Annotated in this window: 15 protein-coding genes; 7 read left to right on the top strand and 8 right to left on the bottom strand. The window is 37.1% G+C overall.

Going from position 1 to position 13,204, the window contains the following annotated elements; translation table 11 throughout:
• Positions 1–323 precede the first annotated feature (323 nt).
• Positions 324–845, top strand: a complete 522-nt coding sequence (locus tag NC799_RS17490) for a hypothetical protein (RefSeq protein ID WP_272447718.1) — start codon at positions 324–326, stop codon at positions 843–845.
• Positions 846–928: 83 nt separating this feature from the next.
• Here the strand turns inward: NC799_RS17490 and NC799_RS17485 are convergent, their stop codons facing one another.
• On the bottom strand, positions 929–1,354 hold the full coding sequence (locus NC799_RS17485; RefSeq protein WP_272447717.1) for a hypothetical protein: 426 nt from the start codon (positions 1,352–1,354) through the stop codon (positions 929–931).
• 185 nt (positions 1,355–1,539) lie between these two features.
• Between NC799_RS17485 and rarD the strand changes: the two genes are divergently transcribed.
• On the top strand, positions 1,540–2,181 hold the full coding sequence (gene rarD, locus NC799_RS17480) for an EamA family transporter RarD (protein ID WP_272447716.1): 642 nt from the start codon (positions 1,540–1,542) through the stop codon (positions 2,179–2,181).
• A 115-nt stretch (positions 2,182–2,296) separates the two neighbouring features.
• Here rarD and NC799_RS17475 read toward each other — a convergent pair whose 3' ends face one another.
• Positions 2,297–2,773 (bottom strand): Hsp20/alpha crystallin family protein, encoded by a 477-nt coding sequence (locus NC799_RS17475; protein WP_272447715.1) that lies wholly within the window; start codon positions 2,771–2,773, stop codon positions 2,297–2,299.
• A gap of 350 nt (positions 2,774–3,123) precedes the next feature.
• On the opposite strand from NC799_RS17475, the gene NC799_RS17470 reads away from it, so the two are divergent.
• Positions 3,124–4,074: an SGNH/GDSL hydrolase family protein gene (locus NC799_RS17470; protein ID WP_272447714.1), complete on the top strand. Its 951-nt coding sequence runs from the start codon at positions 3,124–3,126 to the stop codon at positions 4,072–4,074.
• Positions 4,071–4,667: a YpmS family protein gene (locus NC799_RS17465; RefSeq protein WP_272447713.1), complete on the top strand. Its 597-nt coding sequence runs from the start codon at positions 4,071–4,073 to the stop codon at positions 4,665–4,667. Before NC799_RS17470 ends, NC799_RS17465 begins: the two co-directional genes overlap by 4 nt.
• Before the next feature lie 434 nt (positions 4,668–5,101).
• Here NC799_RS17465 and NC799_RS17460 read toward each other — a convergent pair whose 3' ends face one another.
• The 4 genes from NC799_RS17460 to NC799_RS17445 all read right to left on the bottom strand — a co-directional run bounded on the left by NC799_RS17460 (position 5,102) and on the right by NC799_RS17445 (position 9,708).
• Complete coding sequence (locus NC799_RS17460; RefSeq protein WP_272447712.1) at positions 5,102–5,362, bottom strand: hypothetical protein; 261 nt, start codon at positions 5,360–5,362, stop codon at positions 5,102–5,104.
• An 82-nt stretch (positions 5,363–5,444) separates the two neighbouring features.
• Positions 5,445–5,651 carry an SHOCT domain-containing protein gene (locus NC799_RS17455; protein WP_272447710.1) on the bottom strand — a complete coding sequence of 69 codons (207 nt, stop codon included), beginning with the start codon at positions 5,649–5,651 and terminating at the stop codon, positions 5,445–5,447.
• 181 nt (positions 5,652–5,832) lie between these two features.
• Positions 5,833–7,302: a UDP-N-acetylmuramoyl-L-alanyl-D-glutamate--2,6-diaminopimelate ligase gene (locus NC799_RS17450; protein WP_272447719.1), complete on the bottom strand. Its 1,470-nt coding sequence runs from the start codon at positions 7,300–7,302 to the stop codon at positions 5,833–5,835.
• Positions 7,303–7,530: 228 nt separating this feature from the next.
• Positions 7,531–9,708: a DNA topoisomerase III gene (locus NC799_RS17445; protein WP_272447709.1), complete on the bottom strand. Its 2,178-nt coding sequence runs from the start codon at positions 9,706–9,708 to the stop codon at positions 7,531–7,533.
• 113 nt (positions 9,709–9,821) lie between these two features.
• On the opposite strand from NC799_RS17445, the gene NC799_RS17440 reads away from it, so the two are divergent.
• Positions 9,822–10,421, top strand: coding sequence for a Uma2 family endonuclease (locus NC799_RS17440; protein ID WP_272447708.1), 600 nt, complete (start codon positions 9,822–9,824; stop codon positions 10,419–10,421).
• Between the two features lie 297 nt (positions 10,422–10,718).
• On the top strand, positions 10,719–10,850 hold the full coding sequence (locus NC799_RS17435; RefSeq protein ID WP_272447707.1) for a hypothetical protein: 132 nt from the start codon (positions 10,719–10,721) through the stop codon (positions 10,848–10,850).
• Here NC799_RS17435 and NC799_RS17430 read toward each other — a convergent pair.
• Positions 10,826–11,407: a cytochrome c biogenesis CcdA family protein gene (locus NC799_RS17430; RefSeq protein ID WP_272447706.1), complete on the bottom strand. Its 582-nt coding sequence runs from the start codon at positions 11,405–11,407 to the stop codon at positions 10,826–10,828. The genes NC799_RS17435 and NC799_RS17430 overlap by 25 nt on opposite strands.
• A gap of 231 nt (positions 11,408–11,638) precedes the next feature.
• Positions 11,639–12,058 carry a MerR family transcriptional regulator gene (locus tag NC799_RS17425; protein ID WP_272447705.1) on the bottom strand — a complete coding sequence of 140 codons (420 nt, stop codon included), beginning with the start codon at positions 12,056–12,058 and terminating at the stop codon, positions 11,639–11,641.
• Between the two features lie 474 nt (positions 12,059–12,532).
• Between NC799_RS17425 and NC799_RS17420 the strand changes: the two genes are divergently transcribed.
• Complete coding sequence (locus NC799_RS17420; RefSeq protein WP_272447704.1) at positions 12,533–12,808, top strand: hypothetical protein; 276 nt, start codon at positions 12,533–12,535, stop codon at positions 12,806–12,808.
• Positions 12,809–13,204 lie beyond the last annotated feature (396 nt).

The raw sequence follows: 13,204 nt of genomic DNA, 5'->3' as shown, positions 1-13,204 counted from the left end.
CTTTAGTGCTTCGCTACTAATCTCACTTTAAGCCCAGTTAATTATCAAAGGTAATTCATTTAAGGAGGTGATTGATTTCGAACCGGAAAACTTGTAGTGAAATAGTGGGTAGCATTAAAAAAATATCAAATCCTCGAGTGATGGCTTTACTGGATTTACAGGAACATTACCTGATTGCATCGCTTCTTCAACAATCATGTCTAAATCTTCTTCTTTTAATCCATATTAACACTTGTACTTATGATTGTATCCGCTTGTAATTCGGGGGAAAGTTAAAGAATAAATTGCAGATATTAGACCATAGTAATAAATGGAGGTGAAGTATGAAAAAAATATTAATAATTGCTATAACCATTTCGCTATTTTTAATATTAACTGGATTCATAAATAAAGAAGATGAAAAAGTTAATATTAAATCCAAAAAACCGATGACAACTGAAGAAATCTATAAGTCGATGAATTTTATAGAGGCAAATAAAGCCATAACACAGTATGAAAAAATAGTTGATGCTAAAGTATATCTACCTAAAAAAATGCCTTTTAAAATTAGTAACAAATTTGGAAAAATAGATGATGACAATAGACTAATATTGGCGTTTTTAGGTGAAGATAAAGGTGATGTATTAAAATTATACGTCAATCCGAATAAACCTTTTGAAAAAAATTCAAACTTTACTTTAAAAGATGGAACAAATGCTTTAATCAAAAAAATTGGATCGTCGAATAAATCTCAAACTAGGGTATTATTATTTCAAAAAGATAAATTTCAATACACTATTGGAATAACAAATTCAGAAAAATATGATGAAAATGTGATTATAAAAGTAGCCGAATCAATTAATTAATCACTAAAAAAGAAAGGGACAGATTTTGTCATAAAAATCTGTCCTAGTAAATATTATTTATAAATAGTTTTATTTTAATAATTTTAATAATAAGTTTCTAAATAGGCATATGCGTGGGATCTACCTTGGGAGCTGTCACCACTTTTTAATACTACAAAATAGTCTCCACTTTGCTCAGCTCTTATTTGATCCCAATCTATACCTCCGGATCCTGCAACTCCAATTTCGCCGATAAGATTTAAGTCCGGATCATATAGATACGCTCCAACTTGAAACTGGCTATCATCATACGTACTTGCTCCCCAATAAATGTAACTACCTTTTGATACATAAATGCTATTAGTAGAGGCTGACTTTTCTCCTTGGAACATCTCAACCTCTTGACATCTAACACCATCAGAAGAACAATCAGATTGGTCAGCCGCTAACGAACTAATAGGGTTTACACTAAAAAAAGCCAAAGTTAAAATTAAAAAAGTTGATAGATTAAAAAGTTTTTTCTTTAACATAGTTAGACCTCCATATTATATAATAGTTAAGAGTTTTATAATGTGGAATTTAATTTAGAAGAAATAGTTATCTTTATCCGCCAAGTAAAAGATAGCTATTTTTTCTTCCACTTTTTTCCTCCTCCTTCAAATTAAATATTCTACATGATAGATTAAATTCCTTCATTTTCCATTTAATTTAAGCAGTGAATAATGACCATGTTATTCAAGCAAGTCTTGGATACTATATCAATCCTTTAATAAGTATTCTGCTAGGAATGATACTATTAAAAGAAAAATTAACAAAGTGGCAAATCTTTTCTTTTCTATTAGCAGCAGTTGGGGTTGTCTATTTAACAATGAACTTTGGCGTATTCCCATGGATATCGATTGTCCTCGCGTTATCATTCGGACTTTATGGCTTACTAAAGAAAACAGTTCACATTAGCTCGATGTTCGGCTTAACAATTGAGACATTAATTGTTGCACCGATTGCATTGTTTTACCTACTATACCATCAAATTGATAGTGGCATAGCACCTGATTTCACGTCATCTACGACGGTCTTATTAATCCTGTCTGGTGTCGCTACCGCTATTCCATTATTGTTGTTCGCTAGTGGTGCTAAACGAATTCCATTATCGATGATTGGGTTCTTACAATATATTGCTCCAACGTTAATGTTGTTCCTAGGTGTGTTCTTATATCATGAGCCATTCACCAAAGCCCATTTGATTGCTTTCCTATGTATTTGGACTGCATTAGCCATCTATACCATCTCTCGAACAAAGTGGTTTAAAAAGCAAGAGCAACGTTTCCTAGTAAAACGAAAATCACTTGGAAATTAAGACAAGAAGAGGCACTGAATCGTAGACACTCTTTTAATTTTGCTTCTATTGAAAACAAAAACCATCCATTCCCGACGTTACGGGGATGGATGGATTATTTATGTGAGTCGATTTACTAATCAATGTCTAGCCTATGATTAGACTTTGGTGTTTTCGGCCCTCGGATATCTAACACACCATTTTTATAGATTGCTTTTGTTTCATTTTTATTTATTTCATACGGTAGCTGTACAACACGCTCGGTTTGGAAAAACCTCCGCTCCCGTTGGTAAAACGATTGCTGCTCATCATACGCCTCTGAATCCTGATCATCCTTAACCGCAATTTTCAAACGATCACCTATAACATCAATATAAATATTCTGCTTATCTACACCTGGTAAATCAACAAGAACGACCCATTCGGTATCAGTCTCATACATATCTACGGCAGCTTTGGCTGGGATTAATTGGTCTTGAAAGAAAGAATCAATCGAATCAAACAAACTACTAGTAGATGGACTACGGAATAGATGCTCCATCGCTTGAAATAAATCATTATTTAATTCAGTAAGTTCCCTCTTCTTTTTACGTTTTTTGGACTCGTCTGACATTAAAACTACCTCCTTCCATTTTTAACTAGTTTATGAAAAAAAGGTTTATTTGGTTAATGAATGGATCGATCTTACCTGATTTATGTATAGACATTCTCATCAGCGGTTTCCCTTCTAATTTTAGAGAAGTGTTGATAAAATTATAGACTCGCTGTGGTAGTATATATCAATGACAGACTTCACCATCTCCTATCAAGATGGAAAAAAATGTTGTTGCAAACCTTTCCATTATTATTTTAAAATAGAATGAATACTACATTTGAATAGAAATTTAGGCAGTCCTGTGTTTTAGTCAACATAAATAAGGGAAAATGTAATAAACGACAACTATATAATTAGGTGTGATGGAAATGCGTAAGCGGGCAATCTTGGTTTCAGGGTCCATTCTATTACTTGGTGTATTATCGGTAACTTCGTATTTCCTATTTTCAACTAACTCCTCCTCTGTTCCTAAAGTAATGAATATACAAATGGAGAAACAACAGGAAGAGGCTCTACAAAAAACGGATCGAGATAAAGATTCAACCACCACCACTGACAAAGATGACGATACTACTTTAACAGACGAAATTAAAGAAAAGGTTCGCTATGTGATTGATGGTGCGCTTGGTTTATTTTATAAAGAGAACCTTCTGATTGTGGCTATAGGAGATTCTCTAACACAAGGTGTTGGAGATACTACTAAAAACGGTGGATATGTTGGAATTCTTCAAAATTCGTTTCAAGACAGTAATCAAAACATCACTATTCAAAATTATGGGAAACGAGGGAACCGGTCTGACCAACTACTTAAACGGCTAGACGAACCAGAAATTATGGAATCGATGAAAGAAACAGATTTAGTCCTTATTACAATTGGTGCAAATGATATTATGAAAGTAGTGAAAAGTACGTTCATGGACCTTCGATACGAGCCGTTTGAAGAAGAAATGGTTCTTTACGAAGTACGTCTTCGCAAAATAGTAAATAACATACGGTCGATTAATCCGGATGCTGATGTTTTCTTGATTGGACTGTACAATCCTTTTGAAAAATACTTTGGCGATATAGTCCAGTTAAACATGATAACCGAGAATTGGAATAATGCGATTTTAACCGTAGCAAGTGAGTATGACCGTGTCACGTATGTTCCTGTTGTAGATTTATTTAAAAATTCGGACAAAAATTTATTTTGGGAGGATAATTTCCACCCGAACGTTGACGGGTATCAATTGATTGCTGAACGTGTATTTCATTATATTAAACCTTCCATCGAAAAAAAAGAAGAGGCACAATTGCAAGAAAAGGTGAACGCACAATGAAAAGTCGAAACTGGAAAGTCTTTTTTTTAGCATTACTTGGCATTAATATGTTCTTACTATTTCTTGCACTAATATTCGTATTATGGCCAGTATCTGAAGGTGAAGTGCCAGATAAAGAGTTTATCGAAGAAGAATCGGGTGCAGAGTTCACCGTTCAGTCAAGTAAGGAAAATTTGAGTGAACTAGTAAATGCGTATATTGATAAACTATTAAAGGGAAAAGCTCAAGACTTCGCTGTTGATTTTAGCGAAAATGTTCACTTGATGGGATCTATTGAAGCCTTTCAAACAGACATACCGATCTCCATCACGCTCGAACCAGACGTTCAAGAAAATGGAGATATTATTCTTCACCAGAAAAAGATATCAATAGGGCTACTTGATCTACCGAATCAAAAAGTACTACAATACCTAAAGAAGAGTTTACCTGTCCCTGAATGGGTCGTGATAAATCCTAAGGAGGAGAATATTTATATCGCAGTTACCCAAATGAAAATAAAGAGTAATTTCAAAGTGAAAGTACAACAATTCGATTTAAAAAAGAACAACATTTCATTTCGAATTAAAGTACCAAACGAAACACTTGGGCTATAAGAAAAGCGAAAGCGCCTTGCTAGCCCCGACAGGCATAAGACAAGACCTGACGTGGCGGTCTTTGCCACAGAAGGGATTGACTTATGACCCCGAGGGGCTAGGCGCTGGAGCTAGACATAGAAAAGCGAAAGCGCCTTGGTCAGCCCTGAAAAGCGTAAGATAAGCCTCGTAATGGCGGTCTTTGCCATGTAGAGGATTGTCTTACGACTCGAAGGGCTAGGCGCTGGAGCTAGACATAGAAAAGCGAAAGCGCCTTGGTCAGCCCTGAAAAGCGTAAGACAAGCCTCGTAATGGCGGTCTCTGCCATGTAGAGGATTGTCTTACGACTCGAAGGGCTAGGCGCTGGAGCTAGACATAGAAAAGCGAAAGCGCCTTGGTTAGACTAAGGTAGGCAAAAGCAAAAAAATCTCCCGAGCTCGGGAGATTTTTTCTATTTACTCTGATTCTGTATCAGCTTCTGCGTCATAGGAACTCATGAAATTGCTGCACGAATTCATCATTTCTTGGCCTTCCGGTGAATTCATTGCTTCCATCATGTTAGACATGTTGCCATTTTCCATCATGTTTGTCATACCATTGCCATTCATCATGTTACCCATTCCACTACTGTCTTCTTCGGCAAATGTTGTTGTGCCCACCACCAATAGTGCTGCAGTTGCAAAGGATAATACAAAAGGTACCTTTTTCAGTTTCATTTTTTCATCTCCTTTCCATTTGTTACTAGAACACTTCCATTGTAAACAATAAATTTGTTGTTTTTGTGAAGAGCCTTACTATTTAGTCCTTTAATTTTGCTTTTTTTTCCTCAAACTCTTGTTCATCGATTTCTCCTCTTGCATATCGTTCTTTTAGTATTAGTATCGATTTATCCTCTTGATTATCTTTTTCAAACGGTTTCATGACTAACAGAACAATTCCATAAATCACAAAGCCAAGAATGATAATCCAAAGGAGCATACTAAGTATTCCTCCACCCATCATCATCTCCAAAAACCTCCTAATTGTACTTACGCTAATAAACTAGATTTAATCGTGTGTTTCACTTCTATTAGTTTAAACAATAAATGTGTAGTTTCTTTGCAGATTTAAATATTCATTTAATTCTCCCTGATACCCTCGTATCTTTCATAAAATCAAATGACCCACAACTGGTGGGCCACTCCTGTTAATCGATCATCTTTTTCTGTTGCTGTAGGAAAGTGACAGTCTCTCTGTCTGATGCAATTGGCAAGGCAAAGGTTTGTTGATATCGCTCATGACCTTTACCTGTAACAATAATCCAATCACCGCTTTGACTATTAGTCATGGCGTACTCAATCGCTAAGGTTCGATCTGGCATAATAACCCCTTTATCATTGCCAAACTTACCTTGTAACGCTTCGAGTGTTTCTAGCATTTCTTTTAATTTTACATTATTTAAGTCATCTAACGTTAAGATATATTGATCACTTAAGTCTGCACTAATTTGTAGCATTTCTTTCCGTTTTGTTTCATCCCGATTGCCTCGAAATCCAAAAATATGAACGATTCTTTTTGCTCCCTGACTTTTTGCTGTTTGTAAACAATGGAAGATAGCGTCTGCCGTATGGGCATAATCAATGACAACCGTTGAACCATTATCCTGTTTAAACACTTCAAACCGGCCGTCAACACCTGGAAAATTTTCAATTGCAGCAATAATTTGCTCTTTAGTAACAGCAAGCTTTTCAGCCGCAACAAATGCCATCGAAGCATTATACATATTATGAATTCCTGCCATTGGGAATTCAATTTTATGTTGTTCCCATTCATTTTCACCGTTATTTTTCTTTGATTTAATCAATTGATTTGTCCAATCAATCACGTAGTCGTTATGATCGGAGTTACCAACAGAAAAAGTATCAACTTTACCTTGCAGTTGGTTGAATAATTTTCCACCCCAGTAATCATCGGTATTTATAATTGCTATTCCACCGTTTTTCAATTTATGGAAGAGAGATGCTTTTGATTGGAAGTATTCTTCTAATGATTTATGATAATCTAAGTGATCATGAGTTAGATTTAAGAAAATACAAACATCAAACTGGATTCCTTCAAGCCGATACTGAGACAATCCATGAGAGGAAGCTTCTAAAATAACGACTAAGTCCTCACTTTTAGCAAGCAATTGATTGATGGTTAAACTACTTGGGGTTGTATTGATTGATTTTTCACTTTTTCCATTGATAATTGTTTGAATAGTTCCGATTAATGAACATGATATCCCATTTGTCTCAAGAATATGTTTAATTAAATAGCTCGTAGTCGTCTTCCCATTTGTACCTGTTACACCAATCATTACTTTAGATTTTGAAGGATTGTGGTAAAAATTGTTAGCTAATCTACCTAACACTTCCCTACTATTCTCCACTCTCAAATAGGGAACGGATAGTTCTTGCTCCACCTCATCCTCACCCACAATGGCAGTTGCACCTCTCGTAATTGCATCTTGTATGTATTGATGCCCGTCATGCTGTGTCCCTTTAATCGCAACAAACACAAAGCCATTTTCTGTTTTAGCTGAAGATTCCGCTATACCTAGAACTTTTCTTTGACTTAGGTCAAAAAAAGTGTCTTGTTGATAAGGAATGTTTTCCAATAATCCAAGTAATTCCATCAAGCTGCAAACTCCTCTTATTTGTTTTTCAGATTTCATTGATCACACGGAAATACTAACTCAATTGTAAACTATTTATTTAATAAAGTATGCATGGTTACTTGTTTGTAACATAAATATAATCAAAATGATAAATGTAGTGCCTAATTCCCAGTATATGCACACAGGTGCTGAAACATGTTTTAGCACCTGTGTGCTTATGCTTTGTCATTGATCTATTTGTATTAATTATTTTTCTTTAAGCTTTGCTAGTGCTTCAGCAAGTGCTGTGTTCGTAAATGAATCATCCTGCCTTTTCAAATACTTGTTCACATCATGCTTATTTGCCTTGTTGTTGTTTTGATTTTTCTTACGCTTTTGGAACGTTGACAGTTTTTCGCGATGACCACATTTGCACGTAAACATTTGGCCTTCCCCTTCACCGCGTAATTCCAATTTCTTATGACAGTTTGGACATCTCGCATTTGTCTTTTTTGCGATGTTTTTCTTTTCACCACATTCACGGTCCTGACAGACTAACATTCTGCCTTTCTTGCCATTTACCTCAAGCATTAACTTGCCACATTCGGGACATTTGGTACCAGTGATATTGTCATGCTTAAACTTTTCATCACTATGTTTAATTTGATGAACGACAGTTTTTGCATAACCCTTCATCTCTGTTATGAACGTATCTTTCTTCAATTTCCCTTCTGAGATTTCGGCAAGCTTTTGCTCCCACTCTGCCGTTAACGAAGGCGACTTTAAATCGGCTGGAACTAAGTCAAGTAACTGTTTACCCTTCGACGTTAAATAGAGATACTTTCCCTTTTTCTCCATGTAAAAGCTGTTAAACAATTTTTCAATGATATCAGCTCGGGTCGCGACCGTACCAAGACCACCTGTTTGCGTCATCGTTTTGACAAGCTGTTTGTCCTTGTCTTCCATATATTTCACTGGGCTTTCCATCGCTTGTAACAAAGCACCCTCCGTAAAGCGCTCTGGTGGTTTCGTTTGACCTGACGTCAATTTGACTGTAAGCCCATGAAGAATTTCCCCTTGTTTTAGGCTCGGTAGCAATTGATCTTTTTCATCAGAATCATCGTCTTCATACTTGTTCTGATAGACTTCCTTCCAGCCTAATTTCTTGACTGTCTTTCCTTTAGCAGTAAAGCGCTCCCCACCGACATCAACCGTTAAGGTCATCTCTTCATATTCAAACGGCGGTGATAACACTGCTAAAAAGCGTTTTACGACAAGGTCATAAATTTTTCGTTCATTATCATCTAGTTTAGATAAATAGACCGGTTGTTCTGTCGGAATGATCGCATGGTGATCAGATACTTTTGTATCATCAACAAATGCCTTACTCGTTTTGATACCGTTTTTCACGATACGAGTAGCGTCCTTTGCATATTGATCAACACCACTCGCCTTCAACCGGTCCTTTAACGTAGGAACGATGTCTTCGGAAATATATCTTGAATCTGTTCTAGGATATGTTAAAACCTTGTGCTGTTCATAGAGCTTCTGCATAATCGATAGCGTTTGTTTGCCCGAAAAGCCAAATACTTTATTCGCTTCTCGTTGTAATTCGGTTAGGTCATACAACTGTGGTGCAAAGCTTTTTTTCTGCTTCGTATCAAGATTAGTTATCGTTCCTGGTTTTCCTTTTAGTTCACTGATAAGCTTTTGGGCCTTATCCTTAGCGAAGATTCTCGTCTCATTCCGTTCATTTCGATAGGTTAAGCTAAAACCTTGCTTAGTCGCTGCTTGGATACCATAATAATCTTGGGGCTTAAAACTTTTAATCTCTTCTTCCCGTTTTGCAATCATTGCTAGTGTCGGCGTTTGAACACGGCCACTAGATAGCTGGGCATTAAACTTCGTTGTTAGTGCCCGTGTTGCATTTAACCCGACATACCAGTCCGCTTCTGAGCGTGCTACGGCAGAGGCATAAAGGTTATCGTATTGTTTAGCCGGCTTTAATTTATTAAAACCATCTAGAATTGCTTTATCCGTGACAGAAGAAATCCATAACCGTTTGATCGGCTTGTTGACGCGCGCTTTTTCAATAATCCAACGCGCGACAAGCTCACCCTCCCGACCAGCGTCGGTTGCTATGACAATTTCCGTTACGTCTTTTCTCGTTAACTGTGTTTTCACCGTACTGAACTGCTTGCCCGTTTTTTTAATAACAACTAGCTTTAAATGTGGTGGGAGCATCGGCAAGTCTTCAAGCTTCCACGTTTTATATTTATCATCGTAAACCTCTGGGTCGGCCAAGGTTACTAAATGCCCAAGTGCCCATGTTACGATGTAGTTAGATCCTTCGAAAAAACCATTGCCCTTTTTGTTACATTTCAATACCCGCGCAATATCCCGACCAACGGAAGGCTTTTCTGCTAAGACGACTGTTTTACTCATTAATTCCCATTCCTTTCGAATGTTGCTCCTCTAATTTTAACACAAAATAGTCTTGTTAACGAAGTAGATAGGTTAATGACCTATGCTATAATATTTAAAAAGGAGGGTTCTTAATGAGTGGTAAAAATACGAAAAAAGAAGTTTTTTTAAATTCTAATTATGTTAAAGAAAATGGTCTCACGTATGATGATTATGCATCTTTAAACGATGATAACCGCTATGAATTAGCTGGAGGTCGCTTAGAGTTGATGAGCCCAGCCCCATCCGTCACGCATCAATTAGTTAGCTCTGAAATCTATAAAAATATTACTGCAAGCTGTGAAGCAGATTACATTGCTTTGTATGCCCCGATTGACGTCATTTTATCTTCCACCGAAGTTCGGCAGCCAGATCTTGTTCTAGTTGATAGAAAACGTATGAATATCTTAAGTAGACGAGGAATAGAAGGTGCACCAGATCTTGTAGTTGAAATCCTTTCACCATCCACTTTAAAACGAGATAAGCTTGATAAGTTAAAAACTTATGCTGCTTTTCAAATTTCCGAATATTGGATTGTAGATCCGGAAGCAGGGATATTAGAAGCATATACCCTAAAAGAAGAAAGGTATGAACTTACGAATATTTTCCAAGGAACTGAACTTGTTACCTCCCCTATCATCCCTTGCATTTCCTTTACCATGGCTGAGATTTTGGAAAATATCCCGAAGTTATAACCCTCAAGTGTACACGAACGATCGGCATAGATTAATGTCAACAAGTAAACAACAACATATATCAATTTCGTAAAAAGGGATAGCAGCGTTTGCTATCCCTTTTTACATAAGGTTATTTTTTAAGGTTATACTGGATAGATTTTCGCAAAGAATCCAGTGAATATCGTGAGGATAATGAACCAAACTCCAACCCCTATAAGAATATAGGCTCCCCAGCGCTTAATGGTCGGAGCATTAAGTTTTAGTTTTTCGACCATTCCCTCTTGTGCCCTTCCAATAGCAAATGAAAGACTAAACATGAGAACGACAATCACAACGGAAGCAACTAGAAAAGCTAAGATTGAAGCTGTAAACCCGCCAGTTGTAGATGCTAACCCAGCCAGACCGACTAGGATTGGACCTGTTCAACCAAAACCTGCAACTAAATAGCCGAATCCATAAATAAAAAAAGCACGTTTGGGATTTTCTTTTCGTTGTTTTGCTTGGGCTTTAAGAAGAGGTTTAGCTAAACTCCCAATTTTCCCAAACCCTTTAACATGAATAACTCCCGCCTGTATTAGTCCCAAAAGAATAAGTGAAACACCTACCACTGCCCTAAGTGTTATTGCTTGGGGACTTGCAAAGGTAAAGTTAGCAAATAAAGCCCTACCTCCGAGTGACAAGATGATTCCAGACAGCACTAAAAAGGCTGTAGCTCCTAATGACAAGGCTGTAGCAAAGGTGAAGGCTTTTCGGTTTCTGTTACGAGAGCCATCTTCTTCATTAGCACCAACTTCACGACTAAGTAATGTTACAAGCAGTGGAAAAGAACAAGGTGCAAAAAATGATGCAACACCTGCACCAACTGCTATTAAGAGAAGCCCTGCACCAGTGACACTGGGCAAATCAAATCGTGGATATAACAAGTACCCGGTAAAGGCTACAATACTTAGTAGCGCAACGATCAAAATAAATGACCAATAAGTAAAAGCACGGTTTTTACTCATATTTCATTTCTCCTTTCTTGCCAGATGACTGAAAGTATCCCTTTTACTTTTAAAGTAATTTTCCAGAATGCATCATCACAAGTTCCTCCTTTATAATTGGTCAATTATTATTAAATAAATTATTTAATAAACCTTGACCAGTGATATCCGTATAGGAGGTTTAAAATCCCCAAAAATGAATCTTTAAAGAGTTTACTTAAACACATACACCTAAACAACCCGTACTGGATATCATGGCTGTTTGTTGCCATCTACTGATAAGCTTTGAATGATAGGGCACTCACAAATTGAACCTTTACCTGAGCACCTTTCAAGTAAATCATGTAATATGGACTGAACATTTTTTAAACCACTTATTTTCGATTCGATTTCTGCTAACTTGTTCTCGGCAAATTGCTGTATTTCTTGAGCAGTAAAGCTGCTATCATTTTCTGTTATACCAATTAATTTTTTAATCTCAGTAAGTGAAAAATCTAATTGTTGTGCACGTTTAATGAACTTAATTCGATCAACAATATCAGTTGAGAAAACACGGTAACCTGATTCGGTACGAGGGACTTCTGGTATAAGATTTCGCCTTTCATAATATCTAATTGTTTCAACATTGACGTCACACTCTTTCGCTACTTCACTTGTTGATAATCCCTTCATTTGTTCGTTCACCCCCTGTAAGCTCATACTACAGTCTGTACTATGGTACGGAGTCAACCATTAATTATAAAAAATTGTATGGATTTTCTTCCAATTATTCTAGGATGTATCCTTTAGTGATTTAACATTTGCCTTTTTTTAAGTCGATATGATTCCTTAAGTGGAAATACAGTGTTTACTATCGGAACCCCGCTTATTACAATCGAGTATTAACCTCTCTTTACTTGTCCAATATATCATTATATTAATGTGTAACTTGCAATATTCTATGTGGGAATAAAAGGATATCTCTTTGAATTTTCAGTTTTTTTTTGCAAGTTGTTAACTCTATTATTTAGTTTATATCCGACTGATTAGATAAGTGTCCAATCAACTATAGATGATAATACATACTATATAAAAGAAAGAGCGAGTTCTTTTAACACAAACTTGCTCATTTTTAAACAATAATTTAGGGGAAGGTGACAACTTTTTATGTCTTATTATAAACAATGTACGACATGTGTCGGACGACCGGTGAAAATTAGGACGCGTGAAGGGAGAATTCACAGAGGCATTATTACTAAAGTAAATAAGTCCCACGTATATCTCCAACCTTTACCTTCTAGAAACTTAGGTGGCTATGGATATGGTGGCTATGGTGGTGGCTATGGTGGTGGCTATGGTGGTGGCTATGGTGGTGGCTATGGCTGGGGTATAGCATTAGCAGCCATTGCTAGCCTTGCGCTATTACCGCTTTTCTTCTGGTAGGTATTAATAACGGGTCTGCGTTGGCAGGCTCTTTTTTACATTAGATTGGGTTTGATAACCGGTTTTTAAATAAAACTCGAGGCTTACCAAGCGCTTTTCTTATTGTCTAGCTCCGGGCGCCTAGCCCCTCGGGGTCATAAGTCAATCCCTTCTGTGGCAAAGACCGCCACGTCAGGGCTTGTCTTATGCCTGTCGGGGCTAGCAAGGCGCCTGCGCTTTTCTATTTGTCTAGCTCCAGCGCCTAGCCCCTCGGGGTCATAAGTCAATCCCTTCTGTGGCAAAGACCGCCACGTCAGGGCTTGTCTTATGCCTGTCGGGGCTAGCAAGGCGCCTGCGCTTTTCTTATTAATGTGTTTGGGTGGGGGCATTGCCATTGTCATATACTGGCATGTGTCC

The organism is Aquibacillus salsiterrae (genome assembly GCF_028416595.1).
GTDB classification, from domain to species: Bacteria; Bacillota; Bacilli; order Bacillales; family Amphibacillaceae; genus Aquibacillus_A; species Aquibacillus_A salsiterrae.
Note: the sequence above shows the minus strand (reverse complement) of the source record. Positions and strands in the feature narration are given on the sequence as shown.

Bases quoted from the DNA above. Each gene is read 5' to 3' on its own strand.
- NC799_RS17475 (WP_272447715.1), bottom strand. From the start codon at position 2,773: ATGTCAGACGAGTCCAAAAAACGTAAAAAGAAGAGGGAACTTACTGAA.
- NC799_RS17455 (WP_272447710.1), bottom strand. From the start codon at position 5,651: ATGATGATGGGTGGAGGAATACTTAGTATGCTCCTTTGGATTATCATT.
- NC799_RS17465 (WP_272447713.1), top strand. From the start codon at position 4,071: ATGAAAAGTCGAAACTGGAAAGTCTTTTTTTTAGCATTACTTGGCATT.
- NC799_RS17425 (WP_272447705.1), bottom strand. From the start codon at position 12,058: ATGAAGGGATTATCAACAAGTGAAGTAGCGAAAGAGTGTGACGTCAAT.
- NC799_RS17485 (WP_272447717.1), bottom strand. From the start codon at position 1,354: ATGTTAAAGAAAAAACTTTTTAATCTATCAACTTTTTTAATTTTAACT.
- NC799_RS17420 (WP_272447704.1), top strand. From the start codon at position 12,533: ATGTCTTATTATAAACAATGTACGACATGTGTCGGACGACCGGTGAAA.
- NC799_RS17460 (WP_272447712.1), bottom strand. From the start codon at position 5,362: ATGAAACTGAAAAAGGTACCTTTTGTATTATCCTTTGCAACTGCAGCA.
- NC799_RS17490 (WP_272447718.1), top strand. From the start codon at position 324: ATGAAAAAAATATTAATAATTGCTATAACCATTTCGCTATTTTTAATA.
- NC799_RS17435 (WP_272447707.1), top strand. From the start codon at position 10,719: ATGAGAACGACAATCACAACGGAAGCAACTAGAAAAGCTAAGATTGAA.
- NC799_RS17450 (WP_272447719.1), bottom strand. From the start codon at position 7,302: ATGGAATTACTTGGATTATTGGAAAACATTCCTTATCAACAAGACACT.
- NC799_RS17430 (WP_272447706.1), bottom strand. From the start codon at position 11,407: ATGAGTAAAAACCGTGCTTTTACTTATTGGTCATTTATTTTGATCGTT.
- NC799_RS17440 (WP_272447708.1), top strand. From the start codon at position 9,822: ATGAGTGGTAAAAATACGAAAAAAGAAGTTTTTTTAAATTCTAATTAT.
- NC799_RS17470 (WP_272447714.1), top strand. From the start codon at position 3,124: ATGCGTAAGCGGGCAATCTTGGTTTCAGGGTCCATTCTATTACTTGGT.
- NC799_RS17445 (WP_272447709.1), bottom strand. From the start codon at position 9,708: ATGAGTAAAACAGTCGTCTTAGCAGAAAAGCCTTCCGTTGGTCGGGAT.